The sequence below is a fragment of the Pseudomonas koreensis genome (genome assembly GCF_012986595.1).
In the GTDB taxonomy this organism is placed as follows: domain Bacteria; phylum Pseudomonadota; class Gammaproteobacteria; order Pseudomonadales; family Pseudomonadaceae; genus Aquipseudomonas; species Aquipseudomonas koreensis.
The window spans coordinates 375,286-387,471 of sequence record NZ_JAAQYM010000006.1; the positions used below are offsets into that span (position 1 = coordinate 375,286).

The 12,186-nt window shown below is 61.9% G+C and carries 7 protein-coding genes; 1 reads left to right on the forward strand and 6 read right to left on the reverse strand.

From position 1 onward, the window contains the following. Nucleotides 1-53: 53 nt before the first annotated feature. Together HBN98_RS20425 and HBN98_RS20430 are read right to left on the reverse strand one after the other, a co-directional pair. Nucleotides 54-2,321, reverse strand: a complete 2,268-nt coding sequence (locus HBN98_RS20425) for an ATP-dependent DNA helicase (protein ID WP_151101562.1) — start codon at nt 2,319-2,321, stop codon at nt 54-56. Further along, nucleotides 2,318-3,970, reverse strand: coding sequence for a VRR-NUC domain-containing protein (locus tag HBN98_RS20430; RefSeq protein ID WP_083369078.1), 1,653 nt, complete (start codon nt 3,968-3,970; stop codon nt 2,318-2,320). Before HBN98_RS20430 ends, HBN98_RS20425 begins: the two co-directional genes overlap by 4 nt. 205 nt (nt 3,971-4,175) lie before the next feature. On the opposite strand from HBN98_RS20430, the gene HBN98_RS20435 reads away from it, so the two are divergent. Continuing rightward, on the forward strand, nt 4,176-4,400 hold the full coding sequence (locus HBN98_RS20435) for a YgdI/YgdR family lipoprotein (RefSeq protein WP_064590001.1): 225 nt from the start codon (nt 4,176-4,178) through the stop codon (nt 4,398-4,400). Nucleotides 4,401-4,536: 136 nt separating this feature from the next. Here HBN98_RS20435 and HBN98_RS20440 read toward each other — a convergent pair whose 3' ends face one another. The 4 genes from HBN98_RS20440 to HBN98_RS20455 form a co-directional block, all read right to left on the reverse strand. Beyond that, nucleotides 4,537-4,911: a hypothetical protein gene (locus HBN98_RS20440; protein WP_083369077.1), complete on the reverse strand. Its 375-nt coding sequence runs from the start codon at nt 4,909-4,911 to the stop codon at nt 4,537-4,539. A gap of 238 nt (nt 4,912-5,149) precedes the next feature. After that, nucleotides 5,150-7,003 carry a polyurethane esterase gene (locus HBN98_RS20445; RefSeq protein ID WP_083369076.1) on the reverse strand — a complete coding sequence of 618 codons (1,854 nt, stop codon included), beginning with the start codon at nt 7,001-7,003 and terminating at the stop codon, nt 5,150-5,152. A gap of 273 nt (nt 7,004-7,276) precedes the next feature. Then, nucleotides 7,277-8,965, reverse strand: coding sequence for a polyurethane esterase (locus tag HBN98_RS20450; RefSeq protein ID WP_083369075.1), 1,689 nt, complete (start codon nt 8,963-8,965; stop codon nt 7,277-7,279). 57 nt (nt 8,966-9,022) lie between these two features. Further along, the gene (locus HBN98_RS20455) at nt 9,023-12,109 is read right to left on the reverse strand and encodes an autotransporter serine protease (protein WP_083369074.1); all 3,087 of its coding nucleotides are present in this window, start codon (nt 12,107-12,109) and stop codon (nt 9,023-9,025) included. Nucleotides 12,110-12,186: the final 77 nt, after the last annotated feature.

Here is a 12,186-nt window from a genome sequence, read left to right on the forward strand (position 1 = left end):
CGGCGCCTTGGGAAGGTGCAAACACGCTTCAATTCACGGCGTGAGCAGTGTGCTTATTGAGAAGGCGCGCCGAGGGACCACCAGCGAGGCAACAGTTGCTGGATGCGCGGTTCGGCAAACCGGTCATCGATCAGCATCACCACGCCGCGATCCTGTCGTGTGCGGATCACGCGCCCGGCGGCCTGCACCACTTTCTGCACCCCCGGATACAGATAGGTGTAGTCGTAACCGGCACCGAAAATCGCCGCCATGCGCCGCTTCAACTGCTCGTTGACCGGGTTGAGCTGAGCCAGCCCCAGCGTGGCGATGAACGCGCCGATCAGGCGTGCACCGGGCAGGTCGATGCCCTCGCCGAATGCACCGCCCAACACCGCGAAGCCAACCCCCTGGTTCTCGGCAGTGAACTGGTCGAGGAACGCTTGCCGCTGCCCTTCGGCCATGCCTCGGGACTGCTGCCACAGGTTGATGTGCGGATGCCGTTCGGCGAGCAGCGTCAGCACCTGCTGCAGGTAATCGAAGCTGCTGAAGAAGGCCAGGTAGTTGCCCGGACGTTCACTGAACTGGCGGGCGATCAGTTCGACGATCGGCTCCAGCGACGCCTGACGGTGGTTGAAGCGCGTGGAAATCCGGCTGACGATCTGCACCTGCAACTGTTCGGCACTGAACGGTGATTCCACGTCGATCCATACCGTGTCGGCCGGTGTGCCGAGCAAATCGGCGTAATAGTGCCGCGGGCTGAGCGTCGCGGAGAACAGCACGCTGCTGCGCGCCGCTTTCAGGCGTGGGCCAATGAACGCGGCCGGCACCACATTGCGCAGGCACAGTTGCGACAGCGGCCGTTTGCGGTCGAGGTCGCGCTTGCTGATGTCGAACAGGTAATGCTCGTCGAACAGCTCCGCGACCCGGCCGAACTGCAGCATGTCGAAATAGAACGTCTGCAGGGCGCTGTCGAGTCCCTGCGGATGGTCGTTGAGGTAATCGCCAATCGCCGCGCTGCACAGGGACACCGCTTGCAGCAGTTTTTCCGGAGCCTTGTCGTAGGCTTGATACGGGGCCAGTTGCGGCTGGTGCAGCGCGTTCCACTCACGGTTGACCCGTTGCAGCGACTTCTTCAGCGCTTCAGGCGCCGACTTGCGCACACTGGCGAGGGCGGCCTGATCAAGACTGGCGCTGTACATCGAGCGCCCGCGCTCGACCAGGTTGTGCGCTTCATCGGCCAAGACCGCGACTTTCCACTGATTGAGCTGGGAGAGACCAAACAGCAGTGCGCTGAAATCGAAGTAATAGTTGTAGTCCGCCACCACCACGTCGGCCCAGCGCGCCATTTCCTGGCTCAGGTAATACGGGCACACCGTGTGCTGGCGGGCCACATCGCGCATCGCCGCCTGATCGAGCAGACTGATGCGGCTGGCCGCTTCGCGGGCGGCGGGCAGGCGATCATAAAAGCCTTGGGCAAACGGGCACGAGTCGCCATGACAGGCTTTGTCCAGGTGTTCGCAGGCCTTGTCCCGGGCGACCATCTCCAGCACCCGCAAGGGCAAGGTTTCACATTGATCGAACAACACCTGACTGGCATCCAGCGCGAGTTTGCGCCCCGGGGTCTTGGCGGTCAGGAAGAACACCTTGTCCAGTTGCTGCGGCGCCAGCGCCTTGAGCATCGGGAACAGCGTGCCGAGGGTCTTGCCGATCCCGGTGGGCGCCTGGGCCATCAGGCAGCGGCCGGTGCTGACCGCCTTGAACACCGACTCGGCCAGATGCCGCTGGCCGGGACGAAAGTCCGTGTGGGGAAAGGTCAACGCCTGCGCCGCCCGATTACGGGCCTCGCGATGGGCCATCTCCTGCTCGGCCCAGTCGAGAAACAACCGGCACTGTGCCTCGAAAAAAACCTGCAAGTCGCAGGCGCTGAAGGCCTCGACCAGGCAGGTTTCCTTCTCGCTGACGATGTCGAAATACACCAGCGCCAGATTGATCTGCTCCAGCGCAAGCTTGCGGCACATCAGCCAGCCGTAGATTTTCGCCTGCGCCCAATGCAACTGACGATGGTTGGCCGGTTGTTTGCTCAGGTCGCCGCGATAGGTTTTGACTTCTTCCAGGCAGTTTTGCGCCGGGTCATAGCCGTCCGCCCTGCCCTTGACCTTCAGTTGCAGAAACTCGCCTTCCAGCGCCACTTCGCTCTGGTACTGGTCGCTGCGCCGCGAGGCCACCGTGCGGTGCCCGAGCATGCCTTCGAGCGCTGTCGGCGACGGGGTAAACCGCAGGTCGAGGTCGCCGGTCTTGGCCGTGAACTCACACAATGCACGCACCGCAATGCTGTAGCTCAAGCGCTCTGCTCCGCCCATTGCACGTAACACACGGCGACCGGCATCTGGTGTTCGTGGCAGAACTCCAGCCAGCGCAGTTGGTTGTCCTGCAAGCGGTCCCCGGGGCCTTTGACTTCGATCATGCGGTAGGTCTTGTGCTGCGGCCAGAACTGGATCAGGTCCGGCATGCCGGCGCGGTTGGCCTTGATGTCGAGCAGCAGGCGGTTGAACCAGTGCTTGAGGTGTTCGGCCGGCAAGCACGCCAGCGCCTGCTCGAGCAGTTGTTCATTCAACGCACCCCAGAACACGAACGGCGACTGCACGCCCCATTTGGCCACGAAGCGCTCGCGAATGGTCGCCGCATAACGGCCGTCGTCGAGTTGATCGAGACAGGCCTGGAACAACTCCGCGCGGCGTTGCTGAAAGTCTTCGTTGAGCAGATCCACCGGCCCGCGTTGAAACGGATGAAAGAACGCCCCCGGCAGCGGCGCGAAGATCGCCGGCCAGCACAGCAGGCCAAACAGCGAGTTGATCAGGCTGTTTTCCACGTAGTGCACCGGGCCGCTGTCTTCGTGCAGATGCGCCTGCACGTAGAACTCCACTGACAATTCCGGGTCGGTGCGTGGCAATTGCAGGTCGAGGCGCTCGACCGGGCGCGGCGCTGCCCGTTTGAGCGGCGGCCCGCCGAGCTTGCGCCGCAGTCGCGGCAGCATCCGTTGCAGGCTCTGCCGTTCGGCGGCGCTTTCCGGCGCCTGTTCGGCGTGGGTCGCGAGTTCCAGCGCCAGGGCGTATTCGCCGCAGCGCTCCAGCACGCGAATCATTCGCTGACGGGCGCCGGGGTACGCGCATTCGCGGTAAATGCTCAGGGCCAGGGCAAACTCGCTGATGCGCTCGCAATACTGGCCGATCTGGAACAGCACTTTGCCGCGTCGGCGTTGCAGCCACGGGTTGGCAAACTGCAGCGCGCTGACCTGCTCGACAATGGTTTCCAGCGGTTCACCGGCCTCGAAGCGCAACTGGCAGTGATGCAGGAACAGGCAGGCGTCGACGTCTTCACGGCTGCGCAGGCCGCGGGAGTCGGCGCAGAACTCGACTTTTTCGTAGGTAAAGATGCCAAGATCGGCTAGGACGAACTCCGACCAGTCCTGGTACAGGTTGCCGAAGAACATCAGCCGCAGGCGGTCGCACAGGTCCATGATGGTCAGGCTGAACAAGCGTTCATCGAGCGTCGGCGCCCACTCGCACAGGCTGCGTGATTCAGTGAACTGCTCGGCCAGCGCCTGCAGCCATTCGTCCTTGCGGCCCTTGGGTTGCTCGATCACGCTGCCGAACGCCTGCAGCAGTTCTGCCTTGAGCAACACGTCGAACACCTCGGTCAGCGTCAACCGGGCCTGATCGTCGAGCCAGCCGTGACTCAGTAAAGGGTGCGCGGCGTCGCTGATGTCACCGATTTCGCTGTAGTTGAGTTTGCCGAGACGAAAATGCACACCCTTGCGCATGACCATGCGCACCAGCAGCCCCTGCGATGCACGCGGCAGCGCCTTGAAGTCGCGGATAAACCCGTGCTCGGCTTCACTCATCACGTCGGCATAGCGAAGCTCAAGCCAATCAAGCACTTGCCGGAAGTTGTTGAGGTAATAGAACGGGTCGTCGAGGGGGTTTGCAGTCACGGGAATTCTGGGCCATGGCGAGCGAATACTGGTTATGCGTACAGATAACAGCTCTGCCCGGTCGCGTGCAAACGGAAAAAGATCAATGGCAGCGGCAATCAGGATTTTTTCAGGGTGCCATCGAACTTTTCCCGGCTGGATGGCACCAACCGCGTTAGAGACCGAAGACGGTCAATTCATATGGAATGAGGTATTTGAGGTGGGTATGAACATCAAGACTCTGGGTCTTCCCCTGGCGGTAGCCGCCTTTCTGGCATTGGGCGGTTGCTCGACGCCAACCGTGGTGACCCTGCAGAACGGCACTCAGTATTTGACCAAGGACATGCCGAAAACCAAGAACAAGGACGGGTTCTATGAGTTCGAGGATATTTCCGGGACCAAGGTGAGAGTCCGCGGTGATGAGGTCGCGACTGTTCGCAAGGAAGACTGACCCCTCGGTACAGATGTAGGAGCTGCCGAAGGCTCGGGCCGCGATCGGACGATCTTTTGACTTTGATTTTATAAAACAAGATCAAAAGATCGCAGCCTGCGGCAGCTCCTACAGAGGTCAGTCAAAGTGCTGGGTGTTACTCGAAAGCAGGCAGACCCATAATGCTGTGATCGCAGCTGAAATACTGTTCGCCGCGGCGCGCCAGTTCGGCTTGCAGGCGTCGGCAGCGCTCCAGATCCAGTTGGGTCATACGGTCGATACTCAGGTTGCCAGTGGCCTGCTGTTGTTTGCCGTCGCCCAGGCGGAAGGTCACGAATGGCTGTTCCGGCTGGATCTGAAACAGGCTTTTCTCTTCGACCGGCTCAGTGGCTTCGGTCTTCGCCGGTTTCGGCAGTTGATCGGTACTGATCCCGTAGCGGCTCAGAATCGAGGTTGGCGGCAGATCGGCCCAGGCATTGGCCGCTAACAGCGCCAGTCCGACAATCCCGACATACCCCTTGACCCTTCTCACGTGTGCATCTCCTGTACTCAATGGCGACTAGCTGTAGAACGTGTGTGCACGTGCTGGCTTTAGGCCGCTTTTGCTGTTTACAGAGCTTTTGAGTCAGGGCGTGGCTGTCGAGTCACTTCTAACACCCGATTGTGGCGAGGGAGCTTGCTCCCGCTTCAGCGCGTAGCGCTCACAAAGTCTTCAGGGCCGCTTCGCGCCCCAGCGGGAGCAAGCTCCCTCGCCACAGGTTACGGAGGCATCAGGCGATCACGATTCCATCGGCACTGAGGCTATTGAGCGCCACCCCGACCAGCGTCACCGAGTCACCGCCAAACTTCAGCACCGTGTCCTGCCCCACCATCGAGGCATGCGCGCGGAAGTCGTCATTGGGCAACACCCCCTGCACACCGAGGAACACCAGTTTGTCGTTTGCCGTAAAACCGACCACCCGGTCCTGACCGAACGCGCCGTTGAACAGGAACGTATCCGCCCCGCCCCCCGACTCCATCAGGTCATTGCCGGCGCCACCGACAAACACGTCGTTACCGGCGCCGCCGATCAAGTGGTCATTGCCGTCCAGGCCGAACAGCCAGTCACCGCCGGCATGCGCCTTGAGCGTGTCGGCGCCATTGCTGCCTTTGACGCTGGACTCGTACTGCGTGACGTTATTGCCGACCTTCAGGCCGCCGGCCGTCACGCTGTGGGTCACGTCGTCCTTGAACAGGCCCCAGAGAAAGCCCGGTTCCTTGGTGACGATGCTGCCGATGTCACGGGTAATGCTGATCCCGCCGTTGGCGTCGCGGATGTACAGATTGCCGGCGCCGTCGTTGGCGAAGTCGAACTTGCTCACCGATTGCTGCAAGTCGAGGGTGTTGTTGCCGGCGCCGCCGAGGATGACGTTGTAGCCGCCACCGTCACGGAAGGTGTCGTTGCCGGCGCGCCCCTCGAGGTAGTCGTTGCCGCTGCCGCCCTGGATCAGGTCATTGCTGTCGCTGCCAATGATGAACGTGCTGCCCTTATGGGTTTCGGCGTTGCGGTTGAGGTCCTGCACCCAGGTATTGGCCCGCGCCGGGTCCGACAGGTTGGCGACGATGATCGTCGAGTCTTTGCTGGTGAGGTCGTAGAACTTCGACTCGATGATGCGGTTCATACCGTCGCCGTACGCGGTCGGCAGGTGCGAGATCCAGGTGGGGATGTTGAGGATGGAGAACGGCAGCAGATTCCACGCAGTCGAGGCGTAGTGATCGTTGAAGCTGACGATGTTATCGGTGGCCGATTCCTTGGGCGCGTCGTGCACGCCGATCGAGGCGCCGGTAAAGGTCGAGCCGTCGAGGGCGCGGAACACCGGATCGTTTTCGTAACCGACGTTGAGCACCTTGTCGGTGCTGCTCTGGGTGGGCGAGGCGTAGGCGATGTAGTTGGAATCGGCGAAGAACCCGCCCCACTTGCCGCCGCTGAGGTCGGCCATGCTGTTGACCGCCAGCCCGCCGAGGCTGTGGCCGCTGACGAGGACATCCTTGCCGCTGAGGCCGTTGGCCTTGGCGAACGCCACCACATCGTTGAGCAGATTGCCGAACGCTTCACCGACGTAGTTCTTGGCGTAATCCTTGGGGCCGAAGGCCGCCAGCAAGTCGTTGATCACATCGCCAATCGAATCGAGGATCAGATTTTCCCGCGGGCCGCTGGTGCCGCGAAAGGCAATGCCGATTTCCGTGAGATGGCCCTGGGCGTCGTATTTGCCGAGGATTTCCACTTGGGCGGTGGTGTAACCGGCCTTCTCGCCGAAGAAGGTTCCCCGGGCGTCGGTCTTGCCGTCGTAGCCCAGTTGCGAGGCGGTGATCGGCGTCCAGCCAGCCTTTTTCACGGCGTCGAGGGCGAGTTTTTCCGAGTCGGGGTTCCACGGAATACCGGGGATCACCCCTTGCGAATCCGTGCCGCCGAGCAGCGCTGTCACCAGCGTGGCCGGCAGGCCGAGGCCGAAGCCATTGTGCTGATAACCGCTGGCAAAGCCGTTATCGAGGTTGTGATAGGAATACAGCGTGATCGCCATGGCATCGCTGAACAATGCCTTGGAATCGGCTGTGCCGAAGTTCTTGTAGTCATACACACCCATTGCTATTGCCTCTCTTTTGTTGGAATTGTCAGAGATAGCTCACAGCCAGGGCGCCCCACGGGGACGCCCCGGAGCATTTCAGTACTACTTGCATAAAAGGCTTCGATCTTTAGATTTTAAAAAACAAAATCAACAGATCGCAGCCTGCGGCAGCTCCTACATCCATAAATCCTTGTAGGAGCTGTCGAGTGAAACGAGGCTGCGATCTTTTGATCTTGAAAACACAATCAACAGATCGCAGCCTGCGGCAGCTCCTGCAGGGGGAATCGTTGTTCAGGCGAACACGAAAGACGAGTCCGACAGGTTAGCCACTCCCACCCCGATCAGGGTCACGGCAAAATCGCCAATCTTCAGCACGGTATCGTTACCGGCCTGCGCCGTATGCTGCTTGTAGTCGTAGCCCTGCCCCGCACCTTCGACGCCCATGAACACCAGTTTGTCGCTGCCCTGGTAGCCATTGATCGCGTCGAAACCGAACGCGCCGCTGAACAGGAAGGTGTTGTTGCCACCCACCGCCGTCATCACGTCGTTGCCGGCGCCACCGACGAAGGTCACATGGCCCTTGTCGCTGATCAGCCTGTCATCGCCGCCCAGACCGAACAGCCAGTCACCGTCAGCGGTGGCGTGCAGCGCATTGCCGTACGCATCGCCGTTGAGCGAATGGGTGTACTGGGTCAGTTCGTTGCCATTGGTCAGCCCCTTGGCCGTAACGCCCCAGGTGATCTCCTTGCTGCCCCACCACGAACCCGACTCCTTGCTCACCAGCGCGCCGATGTCGCGGGTCATGCTGATGCCGCCGTAGGCATCGCGCACGTACAGCGTGCCGTCACCGTCGTTGGCGAAGCTGAAGTTCTGCAGCGGCTTCTGCAGCTCGAAGGTGTTGTGACCCTGACCGCCAAGGAGGATGTTGAAGCCACCGTCATCGCGGAAACGGTCATCGCCGCCCAGCCCTTCGAGGAAGTCGTTGCCCGCCCCGCCCTTGAGCCAGTCGCTGCTCTGGGTTCCGATGATGAAGGTGCTGCCGGTGTGTGGCTCGCCGCTGCGCCCCAGGTCCTCGACCCAGGTCTTGCCCCGGGAAGACTCTTCAAGATTGGAGACGATGATCGTCGAGTCTTTGTGCGTCAGGTTGTAGAACGTCGAATTGATCACCCGGTTCAAGCCATCGGCGTAGCCAAGCGAGCTATGCGCTGACCAGTTCAGCGGATTGACGATGCTGAACGGCACCAGGTTCTGCGCCGTGGACGCATAGTTGTCGGTGAAGTTGACGATGTTGTCGGTGGTCGACTCATGCGGCCCGTCGTGCTTGCCCAGCGAGCCGCTACTGAAGGTGGTGCCGTCCAGTGCACGAAACACCGGATCGTTTTCGTAACCGATGTTCAGCACGTTGTTGCCAGTGCTGCTCTGGGTGGGCGAGGCAAACGCGATGTAGTTGGCGTCCTTGAAGAACCCGCCCCAATTGCTGCCACTCAACTCGGCCACGCTGTTGACCCCGAGACCGCCAAGGCTGTGGCCGCTGAACAGCACGTCCTTGGCCGCGATGCCATGAGCAATGGCGAACGCGGCAACAGCCTTGAGCAGGTTGTCGAAGGCGTTCTTCGCGTAGTTGCTCGCGTAATCCGACGGCCCGATGGCGGCCAGCAGATTGTTTTTCATGTCGCCGAAGGTGTCGCTGTAACCCAGCCCGCCGGTGCCACGAAAGGCCACGCCGATGCCGACCAATTTGCCGGCCGCGTCGTATTTGCCGAGCACTTCAGCCTCGGCGCTGGTGAAGCCGTCCTTCTCGCCGAAGAACGTGCCTTGTGCCCCGACCTTGCCCTGATAGCCGAGCGCATTCGCGGTGACCGGCTTCCAGGCGGTGGCCGGCAACGGCTGACCGGTCGGGGTGTAGGCGTACAGCGTCAGTGCGATGGCATCGCTGTACAAGGCTTTGCCATCGGCATTTTTATAATCGAACAATCCCATGTTGTGCTCTCTCTTCCTGCAAAACCGGCGGCTCCCCAAGGAACCGCCGGTAGCCCGTTAGAACTGCCAGTCGAGGGTCAGACCCACACCGTGGTCCTTCTCGTTGTTACCGATCAGCCCGTTGTAGTCCAGGTTGACCCGGACATCGCGATTGAGCGCCAGCCCGGCACGCACGCCGACCACTGCCGCATCACGATCCATCGACACACTCTGCACAGTGAAGGCGCTGTTGCCATTGGCGAACGCCAGGTGGCTGTCAGCATCGACGCTGCTCAGATTGTGCTGCCAGCCCAGGGTCGCGCCCAGTTCCAGCTGATGTTGCTCCGACAACGCGAAGGTGCGCTTGGCGCGCACGCCAAGGGTCGACAGCACCACATCGCGGTTGTCTTCACCGCCCTTGAGCGCCGCGGCGTCACCCTTCTCGGTGAAGCTATCGGTGTTCAGGTGCACGTACGACAGATTGGCGAACGGCTCCAGATTCATCGGTTGCAGCCGCAGATCGTATGCGGCTTCGGTGAACACTTGAGTCGTTGCGGCATCGTGCTTGGTTTTCTCTTTACCACTGACACCCGCGAACTGCAGGTCGCGTTTCACATCCACGCGATGCCAGGTGTAAGCCGCGCCAGCGCTCAGGCGCAGTGCATCGACCTGATGCCCCAGATACGCACCCAGGTGGTAGCTGTCGACCGAGGCCGACGAATGCGTGCCGCCGCCCATGTTCAACGAACTGTCGCTATAGCCAGTAACGAAACCCAGACGGGTATCTTCAGCAATCAAGCCGTCGACCCCGGCCAGCAGGCCGCCGATGGAGCTGTTGGAATCGGCATTGTCATGCCCGCCATCGGTCTTACCCCACGAACCGAGGACCTTGACCCAGGCGTTGCTGCGATCGTCGGTCGGTGCGTCGGCATTGAACAGATCGCGCTCGCGCAGACGCTCGCCCACCGCTTCACGCAGATAACGGCTGTCGTTGATCAGCAGGGTACCGATGGCCGGATGGATTTCCCCGGACAGCTGCTGGAACGCCTGTTGCGCAGAAGCCGCGTTCGGCGACAGCAGCAGGGTTTCGAACAGTGCATTGCCCGCGCCCAGACGCTCGGCAGCCGCACCGACTGCACGCTGGTTCGGCGTCAGGCCAACACTGGCGAACGACGCACCATTGCGCCCCACGTCCAGTTGCACGCCGTTCGCCGAGTACGCCAGCGTGCCGCCGAGGAACGCGTAGTTCGGCAGCACTTGGCCGAACTGGCCTTGAATGCCCCCGGCCGCTTGCAGGATGTTGAACTGAGTGCCAAGCAGGCTTTTAACCTCCGTGGTGGTGAGCAACGTCGGGCTGTTTTCCAGCGACAGGCTGACCGTGGCGCCATCAATCAGCGCCTGGCCACCGGCAACGATCTTGTCGCTGCTGGTCGGCGACACTTCCACCGCATAGGTCGAACCGCGCTCGAAGGTCACGTCCCCGGCCACGTTCAGCGTGCCGATGGAGTTGCCCGGCGCCACGGTACCGCCGCTTTTCGCGGTCAGGGCGCCGATACGGCCGTTACCGCCGAGGATGCCGCTGTCGTTGACCGTGACCGCCGACGCCAGCGAGCCGTTGATCGCCAGACGCCCCTGATTGACCAGGGTCGGGCCGCTGTAGGTGTTGTTGCCGGTCATGACCAGAGTGCCGATGCCCTGCTTGGTCAGGCCGCCGTGGCCGGAAATGTCGTTGCGCCAGGTGTCGAGGCCGCAGGTGATGTCGTTGCACACGCGCTCGGTCGGTTTGCCCTTATCGATGATCGCGCCGATGCCCGGCAGATCGGCGACAAACTGCCCCGAACCGTAGGCGCCCTGGATACGGAATTCTTCGGGGATGTCCTTCTCGGTCACGAACATCGCCGGGCCGTCGATCCCCTTGCGCAGGTTGATCATGCCCCAGCCGTACAACGCGTCGATCCCCGGTGCGCCGAGGTCGGTGGCGGTCGTCCGCAACACCGTGGCGACCTGATCGCCGCTCATGTACGGGAAGCGCTCCATTAGCACCGCCATGGAGCCGGCCACGTGCGGCGCGGCCATCGAGGTGCCGTTGTAGTTTTTGTAGCCGGTGGTCAGGTTGTCGGCGTTGGTGCCGCTGATGATCGAGCTGTAGATCTGCGTGCCCGGCGCCGAGACGCAGAAACTCGCGGTATAACCGCAGCGCGAGGAGAACGTACTCATGATGTACGGGTTGGCGCTGGCCAGGTCCGGGTTCTTCTGCAACGCGGCGACGGTGATCCAGTTCGGCGCGATGTCCGGCACGAAATAACCGAGGCCGGCGATGGCGTCCGGGTTGTTCAGGTTGTAATCGTTACCGGCGGCGAAAATCGTCACGATGCCACTGCGGGCGGCGGCAATCGCCCCGTCGTAGGCACCGCCGGGCTTGGTGCCGAGCAGCGTGCGAATCTCGTTGAACTGCAATTGCGCGTCATTGACGGTGAAGTGCGGATACGCCGGGTTGCGGCCACCGAGGTCGAAACGGTCGGTGATACCGATGCCCCAGCTGTTGTTGATGATCCGCGCACCACTGGCGATCAGCGCATCCCAACCGGCCTTGTACACCGCGCCGTCGTTGCCACGGACGATGCCGTCCTCCGGGCCCGGGTCGCCGTTGTCGGCACTGATGATCTGCGCCCCGAATGCCACGCCATGCATCGGCCCGCCGTCACGGCTGCCGGCGGCGATACCGCCGACGTGGGTGCCGTGGGCACCGAGCTTGCCGTCGGAACCGACCGAGGGCGAACCGTCATAGCGGAACGCATCGCCGGCTTTGACCGGGATGTACGGGTCTGTGTACTCGCGGATCCCGCTGGTGACCAGGGTCACGACTTTATTGCTGCCGGAGAACTCCGGGTGCGCGGCGTACACCGGCTGGTCGAAGATCCCCAGTTTGACGCCTTTACCGGTGTAACCGGCAGCGTAAGCGTGGTCGGCACCGATTGCGCCCAGGCCCCATTCCGCCTGGAACTCGGCGCTGCGCCAGCTGGCGGGATCGCCCGCGCGACCGTTTTCCACGTAAGGCGCCGCGTGCGCGGTGCCCCAGCTGGCCAACGCGCAGAGTACGGCGCCATTAAGGGTTTTCATGGCGAAGCGAGCCCCCGATTGCGCGGGGGTATTATTCTTATTCATCCAGCGACCTTCCTTAGTGTTGTTGCGAAAAATCCGTTTACTTCAAATTCATGAATGCTGCTTTTTGTGGCGTGTTC

Coding starts and splice junctions, on each gene's coding strand:
- HBN98_RS20435 (WP_064590001.1), top strand. CDS start 4,176: ATGAACATCAAGACTCTGGGTCTTCCCCTGGCGGTAGCCGCCTTTCTG.
- HBN98_RS20445 (WP_083369076.1), bottom strand. CDS start 7,003: ATGGGTGTGTATGACTACAAGAACTTCGGCACAGCCGATTCCAAGGCA.
- HBN98_RS20450 (WP_083369075.1), bottom strand. CDS start 8,965: ATGGGATTGTTCGATTATAAAAATGCCGATGGCAAAGCCTTGTACAGC.
- HBN98_RS20455 (WP_083369074.1), bottom strand. CDS start 12,109: ATGAATAAGAATAATACCCCCGCGCAATCGGGGGCTCGCTTCGCCATG.